General features: G+C 60.1%; 15 protein-coding genes. 9 read left to right on the top strand and 6 right to left on the bottom strand.

What is annotated here, in order from left to right:
• Positions 1–111: 111 nt before the first annotated feature.
• The gene (locus HX873_RS24075; protein WP_087695249.1) at positions 112–1,965 is read right to left on the bottom strand and encodes a DUF4105 domain-containing protein; all 1,854 of its coding nucleotides are present in this window, start codon (positions 1,963–1,965) and stop codon (positions 112–114) included.
• 94 nt (positions 1,966–2,059) lie between these two features.
• Positions 2,060–2,548, bottom strand: a complete 489-nt coding sequence (locus tag HX873_RS24080; protein ID WP_003215845.1) for a DUF3015 domain-containing protein — start codon at positions 2,546–2,548, stop codon at positions 2,060–2,062.
• 267 nt (positions 2,549–2,815) lie between these two features.
• On the opposite strand from HX873_RS24080, the gene HX873_RS24085 reads away from it, so the two are divergent.
• Positions 2,816–5,254, top strand: coding sequence for a Lon protease family protein (locus tag HX873_RS24085; RefSeq protein ID WP_003215847.1), 2,439 nt, complete (start codon positions 2,816–2,818; stop codon positions 5,252–5,254).
• A gap of 200 nt (positions 5,255–5,454) precedes the next feature.
• On the top strand, positions 5,455–5,781 hold the full coding sequence (locus HX873_RS24090; RefSeq protein ID WP_003215849.1) for a hypothetical protein: 327 nt from the start codon (positions 5,455–5,457) through the stop codon (positions 5,779–5,781).
• A gap of 51 nt (positions 5,782–5,832) precedes the next feature.
• Here the strand turns inward: HX873_RS24090 and HX873_RS24095 are convergent, their stop codons facing one another.
• Positions 5,833–7,668, bottom strand: a complete 1,836-nt coding sequence (locus HX873_RS24095; RefSeq protein ID WP_003215851.1) for a hypothetical protein — start codon at positions 7,666–7,668, stop codon at positions 5,833–5,835.
• 166 nt (positions 7,669–7,834) lie between these two features.
• Here HX873_RS24095 and HX873_RS24100 point away from each other — a divergent pair, with 166 nt between their 5' ends.
• Both HX873_RS24100 and HX873_RS24105 read left to right on the top strand, forming a co-directional pair.
• Positions 7,835–8,323 carry a TIGR00645 family protein gene (locus HX873_RS24100; protein ID WP_003215853.1) on the top strand — a complete coding sequence of 163 codons (489 nt, stop codon included), beginning with the start codon at positions 7,835–7,837 and terminating at the stop codon, positions 8,321–8,323.
• 113 nt (positions 8,324–8,436) lie between these two features.
• Entirely contained in the window at positions 8,437–9,054 is a 618-nt protein-coding gene (locus tag HX873_RS24105) for an FKBP-type peptidyl-prolyl cis-trans isomerase (RefSeq protein WP_003215854.1), read from the top strand.
• A gap of 54 nt (positions 9,055–9,108) precedes the next feature.
• Here the strand turns inward: HX873_RS24105 and HX873_RS24110 are convergent, their stop codons facing one another.
• From HX873_RS24110 to HX873_RS24120, 3 genes are all read right to left on the bottom strand, one after another.
• Positions 9,109–9,366 (bottom strand): hypothetical protein, encoded by a 258-nt coding sequence (locus HX873_RS24110; RefSeq protein WP_003215856.1) that lies wholly within the window; start codon positions 9,364–9,366, stop codon positions 9,109–9,111.
• A 197-nt stretch (positions 9,367–9,563) separates the two neighbouring features.
• The gene (locus HX873_RS24115) at positions 9,564–9,905 is read right to left on the bottom strand and encodes a zinc ribbon domain-containing protein YjdM (protein ID WP_003215858.1); all 342 of its coding nucleotides are present in this window, start codon (positions 9,903–9,905) and stop codon (positions 9,564–9,566) included.
• 188 nt (positions 9,906–10,093) lie between these two features.
• Complete coding sequence (locus HX873_RS24120) at positions 10,094–11,062, bottom strand: polyprenyl synthetase family protein (RefSeq protein ID WP_003215860.1); 969 nt, start codon at positions 11,060–11,062, stop codon at positions 10,094–10,096.
• Between the two features lie 239 nt (positions 11,063–11,301).
• On the opposite strand from HX873_RS24120, the gene rplU reads away from it, so the two are divergent.
• The 5 genes from rplU to HX873_RS24145 all read left to right on the top strand — a co-directional run.
• Positions 11,302–11,616 (top strand): 50S ribosomal protein L21, encoded by a 315-nt coding sequence (gene rplU / locus HX873_RS24125; RefSeq protein WP_003176051.1) that lies wholly within the window; start codon positions 11,302–11,304, stop codon positions 11,614–11,616.
• Between the two features lie 34 nt (positions 11,617–11,650).
• Positions 11,651–11,926 (top strand): 50S ribosomal protein L27, encoded by a 276-nt coding sequence (gene rpmA, locus HX873_RS24130; RefSeq protein ID WP_003215862.1) that lies wholly within the window; start codon positions 11,651–11,653, stop codon positions 11,924–11,926.
• 193 nt (positions 11,927–12,119) lie between these two features.
• Positions 12,120–13,343, top strand: a complete 1,224-nt coding sequence (gene cgtA / locus HX873_RS24135; protein ID WP_003215864.1) for an Obg family GTPase CgtA — start codon at positions 12,120–12,122, stop codon at positions 13,341–13,343.
• Positions 13,344–13,466: 123 nt separating this feature from the next.
• Positions 13,467–14,585, top strand: coding sequence for a glutamate 5-kinase (proB, locus tag HX873_RS24140; protein WP_003215866.1), 1,119 nt, complete (start codon positions 13,467–13,469; stop codon positions 14,583–14,585).
• A gap of 17 nt (positions 14,586–14,602) precedes the next feature.
• Positions 14,603–14,799, top strand: a 197-nt coding sequence (locus HX873_RS24145) for a CreA family protein (protein WP_173909392.1), incomplete at its 3' end; no start/stop codon positions are given.

The following is a 14,799-nucleotide window of genomic DNA, read 5'->3' on the forward strand; positions in this document are numbered from 1 at the left end:
TGCGTGGGCATGCCGCTCTGGACGCTCTGCGTCCGCTTTTAAAGGTCGTGACGCAGAGCGTCACAGGATGCATTCCCCCGCGGAGCGTGGGAACGATCTACGGCTCAGGGATTAATAGTGATACCACTTCACTTCCAGCATCACTTCGTTCACCGGTGTCGCGAGGTGGCTGTATTCCCGCTGCGCACTCAGTCTCAGCCCCAGGTTGCGCGACAATTCCCACTGTTGATTCAGGCTGATACTGCGCCGCACCTCGCCATTGGTGAAGAAGTCACCCTTGGCTTCCAGGCTCAGGTTGCCCAGCGGGTTGCGCCACAACACACCTGTATTGAACCCGGCAGCCGGGGAGATGGCTTCACCGAAGTCGCTGTTGTGCTCCACGCGCACCGTGCCGAGGGCGAAGCCAAGCATGTCGTCGCGCAGTTGCCAGGTGCCGCCCGCGCCACCGTTGACGTGGCTGACGAGTGTCTCGTCGTCATGCTTGCCCGGTACGCGCTCCAGGCCGCCGGTGACTTGCCACGACCACGGCTGCAGCAGCTCGTTGCGTGGAGTCAGTGAGCGGATGGTTGCCAGATCCAGTTGCTGCAATTGCCAGTGGTTGCCTTCGTACTGGCGCAGTTTCATTTGCAGGATTTCAATCTGCGCGCCCAAGGGGAAGCCTTCGGCGTTGTCGTTCAGGTCGTGGTAGGCCATGCGCAGGCCGTATTCGCCGAAAGCCTTGTCGCCCCGGGTGCCGATGCCGGCTTGCCAGGTGCGGGATTCGTGGCCGTCTTCGGGCAGGCCGGGGCGTTCGATCTTCAGGTCCGGCGCCGGGTTCTGGTTGATCGCCCGCAGCAGTTCGAAGCTGCGCTGGGAGCGTTCGGTGTCGCGCTCCAGGCCGTTGGCGCGGTAGCGGCCAAGGCGGTAGGCGGCGTCGATGATCAGGGCCTGGCGGTCTTTGGCGATGGCCTTGAATGCCGGGTCCTGCAGTTGTTTCTGGTCGTCGCTGATCTTCAGCACCCATTGCTGCTCGTCGCTGTCCAGCGGCTTGGCGCGTTCCAGCAGCTCCCGTTCACGGGAAGGGCGGTAATCGATTTTCTCCACCAGGCCGGCTTCTTTCACGGCTTTTACCGTGTCGGTAGGGATCGCGGTCAGCGGGAATTGTTCGGTCAACCGCAGGCTTGGGCGGGCCACTTGCAGCAGTTCCAGCAGGCGATAGGAGCAGTTTTCGTCGAAGAAGAAGTAGTCGAACTGGATCTGCTTGAGTTCCCACACGTGCTCGACCATGCGCTCGGTCTCGACCTGGGTCAGGTTCAGGCGGTATTCCCACAGGTCGCGGTTCTCCAGGCTACGGTATTCCGAGAGTTTTTCCTGGTAGGGCACCAGCGCGAACAGGCCCGGGTAGCCGCCCATCAGGCCCTTCCAGGCGTAGAGGATGCTGTTGTCCGAGCCTTCGATATAGGCGCCAAAGTTGATCGCGTAGCTGAGCAGGGCGGTGTTGTTGCTCTGCACATCAGCCTGGTCGATGCGCAGCAGGGTATGGCCGAACATCGATGACGGGCTGTTGAGGTAGGCCGCCGGGAAGATCATCACCGCGCTGTGGGGGGCGACGTCCTTGAACCATTGCTTGAACTCCTTGCAGTCCAGCGCCGGCAAGTCGCTCAGGTGCAACTGGTCCTTGAGCCAGCGTGTACGTGCCGGGTAAACGCATTGGGCGTGCTTTTCGCCGAGGCTGGCCGGGGCATACAGCGCCTCGACAGTGGCCTTCAGCTCCTGGTCCGGATGGTGGGCGCCATCGGGAGCGAGGAAGAATTTCTTGTCGCTGACATAGCTGCGCCAGCCTTTGAACTTGCCGGATTCGTAGTGCCCCAGCGAAAGCCAGAACGGGTCGTTGGCCAGTTGCTGCAAACGTTGATCATCAAGGTGCGGCGCCGCATACAGCGGGGCGCAGGCGAAGAGTGCCAGGTAGGCAAGGCGTTTGAGCATGTGGGCAACTTAAGTCGAGATAAAAAGACCCAAAGGGGAGGCAGGTCCAAAAATAATAAAAACCCGTGCCTCGAAAGGCACGGGCGGGTCGAGCTTAAGCCTGGGTAGCGTATTTCGCCAGACGGGTGTCGCTTTTCAGTACAGCCAGGGTGTTGTTGTGCACGTCATCAGCGGTTACGTCAGCCTTGCTGAAGATTTGCTGGAAGTGCTCGTGAGTCACAGCGGCAAAGTGCTCGCGGTCTTCAGGAGCAACGCCCAGTACTACAGCGTAGGTAGTCAGCGCTTCGCCGTTACCCTTGGCCATGTCTTCGGACAGCTCGTTCATCATGCCATTCATGGCAATCCACGATTTGCCACCGTAGGTCAGTGCGCTGTTGGTGCTGCAGCCGTTGGTGCCCGAGGTCATGCCGAACGTGGCGTTACCCGAGGTACCGTTGGTGGTGGAGGCCAGGAAGTGAGCCGGAGTGCCGCGTTGGCCTTCGAACAACATGTTGCCCCAACCGCAGTTCGGGCCACCTGGCGCTTCTGCCATTGCATTGAGGGAGACGACGGTGAAGAGAGTACCGAGAAGGATCCGTTTCATAGCTTTGTTCTCTTTGTGTGCAAACCAATGGACAAGGGTTCAGGTGCCTGACAGCACCCTAGGGGTCGGTTATTAGTCCAACCCGCAGCAGGTTGGAGTTTAGGCATGATCCAAGGGTTCCGTGACTTTTTATGAAACAAGCCGGAAACACTCGGTTTTTTTACAGCCCCGAACACGGGGCTATGCTTTCCCCAAGCCGTCCTTGCCAGCCGGCCCAACCCGGCGCCAGAATGCCGTCATCTGCCCCGCCTGATGTAAGGAAGCCCGATGCCTGATCCTGTTGCTGCCAGCTTGCGTCTAGCGCCCGAAGCGCTGACTCGTCCTTTTTCCGCTGAACAGTTCAGCTTCTCGACCACCAATGATTTGGAGCCCTTTCGCGGTGTGCTTGGCCAGGAACGTGCGGTCGAAGCCTTGCAGTTTGGTGTGGCCATGCCACGCCCCGGTTACAACGTATTTGTCATGGGCGAGCCCGGTACCGGGCGCTTTTCGTTCGTCAAACGCTACCTCAAGGCCGAAGGCAAGCGCCTGCAGACCCCGGCCGACTGGGTCTACGTCAATAATTTCGATGAGCCTCGCGAACCCCGCGCGCTGGAACTGCCTGCGGGCGGTGCTGCCGCGTTCATCTCCGATATCAACGGCCTGATCGACAACCTGGTCGCGACCTTCCCGGCGGTGTTTGAACACCCGACGTATCAACAGCGCAAAAGCGCCATCGACCGTGCCTTCAACCAGCGTTACGACCGTGCCCTGGACGTCATCGAGCGCCTGGCCCTGGAAAAAGACGTGGCGCTGTACCGTGACAGCACTAACATTGCGTTTACCCCGATGCTCGACGGCAAGGCCCTGGACGAGGCCGAGTTCTCGCAGTTGCCCGAAGCCGACCGCGAGCGTTTCCACACCGATATTTCCGAACTGGAAGAACGCCTCAACGAAGAACTCGCCAGCCTGCCCCAGTGGAAGCGCGAGTCCAATAACCAGATGCGCCAGTTCAACGAAGAAACCATCACGCTGGCCTTGCAGCCACTGCTGGCGCCGTTGTCCGAAAAATATGCGGAGAACGCGGCCGTCTGCGGCTACTTGCAGGCGATGCAGGTCTACCTGCTGAAAACCGTGGTCGAGCAGTTGGTGGACGACGCGAAAACCGACGCCCAGGCCCGCAAGTTGCTGGAAGAACAGTACTGCCCGAGCCTGGTGGTGGGGCATCCGATCAACGGTGGCGCGCCGGTGGTCTTCGAGCCGCATCCGACCTACGACAACCTGTTCGGCCGTATTGAATACAGCACCGACCAGGGCGCGCTCTACACCACCTATCGCCAATTGCGTCCGGGTGCGCTGCACCGTGCCAACGGTGGTTTCCTGATCCTTGAAGCCGAGAAGATGCTCAGCGAGCCGTTTGTATGGGACGCCCTCAAGCGTGCCTTGCAATCGCGCAAGCTGAAGATGGAATCACCGCTGGGCGAGCTGGGGCGCCTGGCCACGGTGACCCTCAACCCGCAAGTGATCCCGTTGCAACTCAAGGTGATCATCATCGGCTCCCGCCAGTTGTACTACGCGTTGCAGGACGCGGATCCGGACTTCCAGGAGATGTTCCGGGTACTGGTGGATTTTGACGAAGACATCCCGATGGTGGATGAAAGCCTGGAACAGTTCGCCCAGTTGCTGAAAACCCGCACCTCGGAAGAAGGCATGGCGCCGTTGACCTCCGATGCGGTGGCGCGGCTGGCGACCTACAGCGCGCGGTTGGCGGAGAACCAGGGCCGCTTGTCGGCGCGTATCGGTGATTTGTTCCAGCTGGTCAGCGAGGCGGACTTCATTCGTCACCTGGCCGGTGATGAGCGCACCGACTCCGGGCACATCGAGCGCGCACTCAAGGCCAAGGCCACGCGCACCGGGCGGGTGTCGGCGCGGATTCTCGACGACATGCTCGCCGGAGTGATCCTGATCGACACCGCCGGCGCGGCGGTGGGCAAGTGCAACGGGCTGACGGTGCTGGAGGTGGGTGACTCGGCGTTTGGTGTGCCGGCGCGGATTTCTGCCACGGTGTACCCGGGCGGCAGCGGCATCGTCGATATCGAGCGTGAAGTTAACCTCGGCCAGCCGATTCACTCCAAGGGCGTGATGATCCTCACCGGTTACCTGGGCAGCCGTTATGCCCAGGAATTCCCGTTGGCGATCTCGGCGAGTATCGCCCTTGAGCAGTCCTACGGCTATGTCGACGGCGACAGCGCGTCCCTGGGCGAAGCCTGCACCTTGATCTCGGCCCTGTCGAAGACGCCGCTCAAGCAGTGCTTTGCCATTACCGGCTCGATCAACCAGTTTGGTGAGGTGCAGGCGGTCGGCGGGGTCAACGAGAAGATCGAAGGTTTCTTCCGTCTTTGCGAGGCCCGCGGGCTGACCGGCGAGCAGGGGGCGATCATTCCCCAGGCCAACGTCGCGACACTGATGCTCGATGAGAAGGTGTTGCAGGCCGTGCGGCAGGGGCAATTCCACGTCTATGCCGTGCGTCAGGCCGACGAGGCCTTGAGCCTGCTGGTGGGTGAGCCTGCGGGTTCGCCCGACGAGGAGGGGCAGTTCCCCGAAGGCAGCGTCAATGCGCGGGTGGTGGAGCGTCTGCGGGCGATCGCCGAGATGATCAGTGAAGATGACCTGAAGGAAGCCGAGAAGGAGTTGGCGCAGGAAGCACTGGCTGAGACCAAGCCGGTGTAATCAATGCCGAAGGGGCCTGGTTCCAGGTCCCTTCGGCATATTTTTGACGCCGTCGTGACGGCAGTCATCCGTTGGTCCCCCAGCCTTGGTTTGTACCGGGTTTCTTCTATTCTCAGCTCAAGGGATAGCCACAGGAGTCGCTGGATAGAAACAGTCTTGCCTTGCGAGGCTGAATACCGGATCTACCGAGGGTCGCCGCCATGTCGCGCAACCTCTGCCTCACCCGCCAGTGCCTGGGCCTGGTCACCCGTATCGAATGTTCCATTCGCCCTCTCGCGGGGGATACCGGGATGTGGACCTTGTTGTTTGCCGCCGGAATGACCGGCGAACAACCCTCCACCATCAAGTCCCAAGGCCCGTTCCACGGACCTTTCGTGGCACAAACCATCCTCGATTCGATTGTTGAAAGCCTGACCCTGCACGGCTACGAGCTGGCTGACGACCCGCAGATCTGGTGCCTGCACCTGCAGGCGCACTTGCGACAACTCAACGGTGGGCGGCAGACGGTGCTAAGCGATATCCGCTGACCGCACTCCCCCCGTAGCAGCTGGCGCTCGACAGCTGCTACGGGGGAGGGGCTATGGCTTGGGGGCAGGGGCCGCCTCGGGTTTGTCCAGCTTCACCTCAAACCCATACTGCACCGTGTCCAGGCCGGTGCGCTGGTAGGTTTCCAATGTCGTCGGCTGGCCGTAGAAGTAATGCACGTCGAACAGCGCCGTGCCGTATTCCTCGGCGCGGTGGCTGACGCCGAGAATTTCCTTCAGGTAGTTGCCGCTGGCGTCCTTGGCATAGAACCGCCAGCTGTCAGAGGGGAACAGCTTCTGGTCGACAATCAGTGCGTTGTCCTTCAGCTCCAGGCCCTTGGGCAGTTGGCCGGCAGTGAGGCTGCCTTTCTCGATGGTCGCCAGGAACAGCGGCATCGATCCGACGGCAAACCCCGGGTTTTCAGGGAACAGGTTCAGGTCATAGGTGATGGTGCCGCGCCCCGGGTCGACCTCGTAGGCTTCGGCGGGCAGTTCGATCGGCTCGCCAAGCTTGCCTTCGTCGTTGGCGGTGAGGAACGTCACCGGGGCATCGCCGCCGCCGCGGTCCTCGCCCAGCAGGTCGTCGTTGAAGGTGTAGGGGTGATCGAACTCAACGTGCGCCGCACTGGCGTCATCCACCGACTGGTTGATGGTGACGCTTTTCTTCAGTTGGTCTTCGGACAGGGTGGCGTCCTTGAGCCAATCCGCGGCCTGGTCGTCATACACGGTGACGGGCATCGGCAACGGCTGTACGGTTTTTTCCAGGCTGTTCTTGTCGAAGCGCCGTACGGGCAGGTCCAGGTCCTTGCGGGTCACCGTGGCCTGGGAAAAGTCGAGCACGCTGACTTGCACATTGTCGATCAGGCCATTGAAGTACACCTTGGTGTAGTGGCTGTTCTGCTTGAGCTCGAAGGCTTTCTGCTCGTCTTCCAGCTGTTTCTCGAAGGCGTCGGACCAGGCCTTCTGCTTCTGCATTTCGGCCAGTTGCTTCTCGTAGAACGCCAGTTGCGCGGCGTTTTCGTTGATCGAGCCCGAGCGCGAGAGAAATTGCCCGGTGGTGTCACGAGCCTGCACCAGCAACGGGTTCGGCGATTCGTCCGCGACTTCCGGCGCCAGCGGGGCGCTGTTGGTCAGTTCGATCTCGGCGTAGTTCTTTTCCAGGGCCAGCAGGGTGACGGTGACGTTTTCTTCGGTGCGCTTGCGGCCCACGTCCTTTTTCGACAAGTCGAAGGTGAAGACTTTACGCGGGGCAATCACTTCCACCTTGCCCTTGAGGGTGACGGGCTGCGGCTGGCTTTTGTTCTCCGTCTCGACGCCTTCGACGAACGGGTAGGTCACCGTCAGGTCATCGGGGTTGGTCAGGTTGGAACTGGTGGGGCTCAACTGGATGCCCGGGTCGGTTTCCGACCATTCCGGCTGGAACGGGATGACCTTGTTGTTGCTCAGGGTCACCGACTGCCATTCCAGGCCGTGTGGGAAGGGGAACTGGTCGGGCATGTTGAAGTTGAACGGGAAGATCGGCTGCAGGTCCGTCAGGTAGTCCGAATGGGACGCCTTGCGCAGGACAAACAGGCCATTGATGTAGGTATCGACCAGGGCCTGCGGCGTAGGGTAATGCTTGAGCAGCGCCAGGGCGTCTTCGCTGTACTCGGCCTCGATGGGCTTGGTGGCGAGCTTGGCGCGCGCCCGTTCCAGCAACAGCAGCGAGCCTCCGAGCTCGGACACGGCGTCCTTGAGCTTGGGGTCCTGGATGGCGTCCAGGGATTGTTCGAACTTGGCGGTTTTCTCTTCGAGACTGGCTTGCTTGTGTTCATCGCTTGGGGAACAACCGCTGCCCATCAGCAACGCCGCACACAGGCCAAGGCTGGCCAAAGGGGATCGCACATCCATTATCTGAGTTTTCCTGTCCGACATCATCGAGCCGAGTTGATGAGCTCGACACTAGCAGAAAAATTCCTTAACAGATGCCGTACAGATCAGTTTTCTCGACGGTTTCTGGGGTTTGGGTGCGGCTGGTATACTCGCCGCCATTTTTAGCCAAGCTGTGTGAGATTCAATGGAACGCTTTATCGAAAATGCAATGTATGCCTCACGCTGGCTGTTGGCGCCGATCTATTTCGGGCTGTCCCTGGGGCTGCTGGCGCTGGGCCTGAAGTTCTTCCAGGAAGTGTTTCATGTGATTCCCATCGTGTTCACCATGAGCGAGTCGGATGTGATCCTGGTGCTGCTGTCGTTGATCGACATGGCCCTGGTGGGCGGCCTGCTGGTGATGGTGATGATCAGCGGCTACGAGAACTTCGTCTCCCAGCTGGACATCGACGAAAGCAAGGAGAAGCTCAACTGGCTGGGGACCATGGACTCCTCGTCGCTGAAGATGAAGGTCGCGGCGTCCATCGTGGCGATTTCGTCGATCCATCTGCTGCGGGTCTTCATGGACGCCAAGAACGTCGATCCCGAGCACCTGAAATGGTACGTGATCATTCACATGACCTTCGTGGTGTCGGCGTTTGCCATGGGCTACCTGGACAAGGTTACCAAGCATTAATCAGCCCCTGGCGCTCTCCTGCGCGGGGCTCATCAAGGGCGTGGCTTGTGTGCTAGTCTGCTCGCCCTTTTAGTTTGGACGGCACCTGTGTCGTCCTACAGCGGAGCCTTTCCATGTCCGAAGTTAATCTGTCCACCGACGAAACCCGCGTGAGCTACGGCATTGGCCGTCAGTTGGGCGACCAGCTGCGCGACAACCCGCCACCGGGCGTGAGCCTGGACGCGATCCTGGCTGGCCTGACCGACGCTTTTGCCGGCAAGCCTAGCCGTGTGGACCAGGAGCAAATGGCCGCCAGCTTCAAGGTCATCCGCGAAATCATGCAAGCCGAAGCCGCTGCAAAGGCTGAAGCTGCTGCTGGCGAAGGCCTGGCTTTCCTGGCTGAAAACGCCAAGCGTGACGGCATCACCACCCTGGCTTCCGGCCTGCAATTTGAAGTGCTGACTGCAGGTAGCGGCGCCAAGCCGACCCGTGAAGACCAGGTGCGTACTCACTACCACGGCACCCTGATCGACGGCACTGTGTTCGACAGCTCCTACGAGCGCGGCCAGCCTGCGGAATTCCCGGTTGGCGGCGTGATCGCCGGCTGGACCGAAGCCCTGCAACTGATGAATGCCGGCAGCAAATGGCGCCTGTACGTGCCGAGCGAACTGGCTTACGGCGCTCAAGGCGTTGGCAGCATCCCGCCGCACAGCGTTCTGGTGTTTGACGTCGAGCTGCTCGACGTTCTGTAAGACCTTACCTGCAGGAGCGAGCCTGCTCGCTCCTGCAGTGTTTTGCGCGGTTGCTCATGGATGAAACTTGCCATTGAGATCCGTCACCGGGCGCAACGCTCGGGCATAGCAGAACAGAAACAGATTTCTCACCACTTCCTTCAGCACCCCGGGCTCACTGGAACTCAGGCCATTGACGTCCAGGTCGCCCTGATCCTGCAGTTCGCTTAACGCCTCTTCTTCCAGCACCGCGCAGACTTCCCCGGTTTCCCGATGGAGGATTCGCAAGTAAGGGTGTGGACGGTCCAGCCAGGCATCGATCAAATAAGTCATGGGAAGTATCTCCTTGATGGGTTTCAATGAGAATAATTCTTATTCGTAGAATAGCAAGTCCCTATTGGCCATTTCCGGACTTTTCTGTGTGGATATTGTTTTTGATCAAAAGGCCTGGCCTTTTGCCGCCAGTGCGGAGCTGACGCGGGGAGGGTGAAGCGCCATCCCGTGCAGGGCACGGGATGGAGGCAGCATATTCAGACCTTGCGGACGAACTCGGACTTGAGTTTCATCGGGCCGATACCGTCGATCTTGCAGTCGATATCGTGGTCGCCATCGCACAGGCGGATGTTCTTGACCTTGGTGCCGACCTTGACCACCAGGGACGTGCCCTTGACCTTGAGGTCCTTGATCACGGTGATGGTGTCGCCGTCCTGCAGGACGTTGCCCACAGAGTCTTTCTTCACGGATTCATCGCTGGCCGCCTCGGCTTCGCCGCCGACGGCCCACTCATGGGCGCATTCCGGGCAAATCAGCTGGGCGCCATCTTCGTAGGTGTATTCGGAATTGCATTTCGGGCAGGGTGGCAACGTGCTCACTAAAGCTCCTTTGGTTTCAGGATGGCTAAAAAGCGCACATTGTATAGGGTTTTAGCCGGGCAGGGGGCAGCAACGCCAGAGAACGCTGTGGGAGCTGGCTTGCCTGCGATGCAGGCACCTCGGTTTGTCTGTTACACCGCGGTGATGCAATCGCAGGCAAGCCAGCTCCTACATGGAGCAGAGCAGAATCAGTGAGTACGGGCGACCGCGAACTCACTCAGCTCAACCAGGGCATCCCGGTATTCGCTGGCTGGAAGGGCTTCCAGGCATTGGATCGCGCGAGCCACGTAGTCACGGGCCAGTTGCGCGGTGTATTCGAGGGAACCCGAGGCTTCCACGGCTTCGCGGATGCTTTCCAGGTCTTCGATCCCGCCTTTCTGGATCGCCTTGCGCACCAGGGCGGCCTGTTCCGGCGTGCCTTCGCGCATGGTGTAGATCAGTGGCAAGGTCGGCTTGCCCTCGGCCAGGTCGTCACCGACGTTCTTGCCCAGGGTTTCGGCGTCGCCGCGATAGTCCAGCAGGTCGTCCACGAGCTGGAAGGCCACGCCCAGGTGATCGCCGAACGTGCGCAGGGCTTCGCTCTGCTCGGGCGTCGCTTCGCACAGGGCGGCGGCGCTGTGGGTCGAGGCTTCGAAGAGCATCGCGGTTTTGCCGCGAATCACTTCCATGTAGGTTTCTTCGGTGGTGCTGGCGTCGCGAACCTTCGACAGCTGCAACACTTCGCCTTCGGCGATGATGCGCGTGGCCTGTGAAAGAATCTTCATCACCGGCATCGAGCCCAGCTCGACCATCATTTCGAACGAGCGCGAGTACAGGAAGTCGCCCACCAGCACGCTCGGCGCATTGCCCCACATCGCGTTGGCCGTCTCGCGACCACGGCGCATGCCGGACATGTCGACCACGTCGTCGTGCAGCAGGGTGGCGGTGTGCAGGAACTCGATGGTCGCGGCCAGCAGGCGCAGGTCATCGCCTTCGCGGCCCAGGGCCTTGCCACACAGCAACACTAATAAAGGACGCAGGCGTTTACCGCCGGCCGACGTAATGTAGTCGCCAATTTTGGAGACCAGCGGCACTTTAGAAGTCAGCTGCTTCTTGATGATGCCGTCGACGGCGCTAAAATCGTCCGCCACCGCGCGGTAGAAAGCTTGGGGTTGCATCAGCGACAGTCGCTCCAGAAGGGTTGCGCGGCATGCTAGGACCCGCGTCCCGTAGTGTCAAGGCGCGATAGACGGCTACTTGCAACACCTCCATAGCTTGCGTACAATCGCGCACCCTGAACTTCCTGGGCAGCACCTGCCTTACGCAATTGCATTCGGGACGTCCATCCCATGCAGCCATGCCAGCCAATACCTCTTCTTATAAAGCGCTGGGTGAGCAGGATTATCGGAGAAATACCATGTCGTACGCAGTAATTGTTACTGGTGGCAAGCAATACAAGGTCGCCCCAGGTGAATACCTGAAGATCGAGAAGCTGGAAATCGCTACTGGCGAATCCGTTACTTTTGATCGCGTTCTGTTGGTCGCCAATGGCGATGACGTGAACATCGGCGCTCCAGTTGTTGCAGGCGCTACCGTTGTGGCTGAAGTGATCTCCCAAGGTCGTCACGATAAAGTCCGCATCATCAAGTTCCGTCGTCGTAAGCACCACATGAAGCGTATGGGCCACCGCCAGTGGTACACCGAGATCAAAATCACCGGTATTCAGGCTTAATTTCAGCCTAATTCCTCACTAGGAGAATTGACTCATGGCACACAAAAAAGCTGGTGGTAGTACCCGTAACGGTCGCGACTCAGAAGCCAAACGCCTTGGCGTGAAGATGTATGGCGGCCAGGTTATCATTCCGGGCAACATCATCGTGCGTCAGCGCGGCACCCAATTCCACGCCGGTTACGGTGTTGGCATGGGTAAAGATCACACTCTGTTCGCTAAAATCGACGGCGTGATCAAGTTTGAAGTAAAAGGCGCTTTCAACCGCCGTTACGTGAGCATTGTCCCGAAGACTGAAGTCGTCGCGGCATAATTACGTAGTTGCTGGAAAAGCCCTGTCTCGCGACGGGGCTTTTTCGTTTGTGGGGTGAGTCTCTTGCAAAGCTGTTTGTGATGGGCGAAAGCAGTGGATTTGCGGTCGTTGCTTGAGGTCGCTGCGCTCATTTTTGCAAGAGTCTTATGTCTTGGTTTCTTAAGCTCGTCCGTGCGACGAGAGGCGTTTTGTTATGAAGTTCGTTGATGAAGTTTCGATCCGAGTAAAAGCTGGCGACGGCGGTAACGGTTGCATGAGTTTCCGTCGGGAAAAATTCATCGAAAACGGTGGTCCTAACGGTGGTGATGGTGGTGATGGCGGCTCGGTCTACATGATCGCCGACGAAAACCTCAACACCCTGGTGGACTACCGTTACACCCGGCACTTTGATGCCGAGCGTGGCTCCAACGGCGGCAGCACTGACTGCACCGGTAAAAAAGGCGAAGAGTTGGTGCTGCGGGTTCCGGTTGGTACCACCGTGATCGACTCCGCAACCCAGGAAGTCATTGGTGACCTGACCAAAGCCGGTCAGCGCCTGCTGGTGGCTCATGGCGGCTGGCACGGTCTGGGTAACACCCGTTTCAAGTCCAGTACCAACCGTGCGCCACGCCAGACCACGCCGGGCAAGCCAGGCGAGCAGCGTGACCTGAAGCTGGAAATGAAGGTGCTGGCTGACGTGGGCCTGCTGGGTTTGCCGAATGCCGGCAAAAGTACGTTCATTCGCTCGGTGTCTGCTGCCAAGCCGAAAGTCGCCGATTACCCGTTCACTACCCTGGTGCCGAACCTGGGTGTGGTCAGCGTCGACCGCTGGAAAAGCTTCGTGGTTGCGGACATTCCGGGCCTGATCGAAGGCGCTTCCGACGGCGCAGGCCTGGGGATCCGTTTCCTCAAGCACTTGTCCCGCACCCGTTTGCTGCTGCACCTCGTCGACATGGCGCCGCTGGATGACACCAGTGCACCGGACGCTGCTGAAGTGATCGTCAGCGAGCTGACCAAGTTCAGCCCGTCCCTGGCTGAGCGTGATCGCTGGTTGGTGCTGAACAAGTGCGACCAGATCCTCGAGGAAGAGCACGAAGAGCGCGTCAAGGAGATCGTTGATCGCCTGGAATGGACCGGTCCGGTCTACGTGATCTCGGCCATTGCCAAAGAAGGCACTGAGCGCCTGACTCGCGATATCATGCGTTACCTCGAAGACCGTGCCGATCGCCTGGCCGCCGACCCTGTCTACAAGGCCGAGCTGGCTGAACTGGATCAGCGCATCGAAGACGAGGCTCGTGCCCAGTTGCAGGCGCTGGATGATCAGCGTGCCCTGCGTCGCAGTGGCGTCAAGTCGGTCCATGATATCGGTGACGATGATTGGGACGAGGAAGACGTGGATGATGAAGATGGTCCGGAAATCATTTACGTGCGCGACTGATTCGTTGCAGTAAACTTAAGCGCCGCTCAATCGAGCGGCGTTTTGGTATCTGGAAATCGGTAGTCACGAATAACGTTATGGGCGGCGCTGGGTCGCGCGGCCCTCTATCTAAGGTTGAAGATGATGCGGAGCAAGGTGACAGGTGCGCAGCGTTGGGTCGTTAAGATCGGTAGCGCGCTGCTGACGGCGGATGGCAAGGGGCTGGATCGTGCGGCCATGAGTGTCTGGGTGGACCAGATGGTGGCCTTGCATGAGGCCGGCGTCGAGTTGGTGTTGGTGTCGTCCGGGGCGGTTGCCGCCGGCATGAGCCGCCTCGGCTGGACCGCGCGACCCAGCGCGATGCACGAGCTGCAAGCCGCTGCTGCCATTGGTCAGATGGGCCTGGTGCAGGCCTGGGAGTCCAGCTTTGCCGAGCACGGGCGCCACACGGCGCAGATTCTGCTGACCCATGACGACTTGTCCGACCGCAAGCGCTACCTGAACGCCCGCAGCACCCTGCGTGCCCTGGTTGAACTCAAGGTGATCCCGGTGATCAACGAGAATGACACCGTGGTGACCGACGAGATTCGCTTCGGTGACAACGACACCCTGGCAGCGCTGGTGGCCAACCTGGTTGAGGCTGATTTGCTGGTGATCCTCACGGATCGCGACGGCATGTTCGACGCTGACCCGCGCAATAACCCTGAGGCTCAGCTGATTTATGAGGCGCGTGCCGATGATCCGGCGCTGGATGCGGTGGCTGGCAGTGTCGGCGGTGCCCTGGGGCGTGGCGGCATGCAGACCAAGCTGCGTGCGGCGCGGCTGGCGGCGCGTTCCGGCGCGCATACCATCATCGTTGGCGGTCGGATTGAGCGGGTGCTGGATCGTCTCAAGGCGGGCGAGCGCATCGGTACGCTGCTGTCGCCTGAGCGTGGCATGCTGGCGGCGCGCAAGCAGTGGCTGGCGGGGCATCTTCAGACGCGCGGTACCCTGGTGTTGGATGCTGGTGCGGTTTCAGCGTTGTCCCAAGGCAACAAAAGCTTGCTGCCGGTGGGTGTAAAACTGGTCCAGGGCAGCTTCCGCCGTGGCGAAATGGTGGTGTGCGTGGCGCCGGACGGTCGTGAGATTGCCCGTGGCCTTGCCAACTACAGCGCCCTTGAGGCGCAGAAAATCATCGGGCAGTCGTCTGAGGCGATTGTCGGTCTGTTGGGTTACATGGCTGAGCCGGAGCTGGTTCACCGGGATAACCTGATTCTGGTTTAAGTAAAAAGGAAGTCTCGATGCGCGTAATGAAGGGATTGCTCGGTTTGCTGCTGGCGATGCCGTTGCTGGCGTCGGCCGAAGAGATTGGCCAGGTGTCGACAGTGTTCAAGTTTGTCGGCCCCAATGACCGGATCGTGGTCGAGGCCTTTGATGACCCGAAGGTGGATGGCGTGACCTGCTACCTGTCTCGCGCCAAGACGGGCGGGGTAAAGGG

It is taken from the genome of Pseudomonas sp. P7758, from assembly GCF_013386485.1.
Taxonomy (GTDB): domain Bacteria; phylum Pseudomonadota; class Gammaproteobacteria; order Pseudomonadales; family Pseudomonadaceae; genus Aquipseudomonas.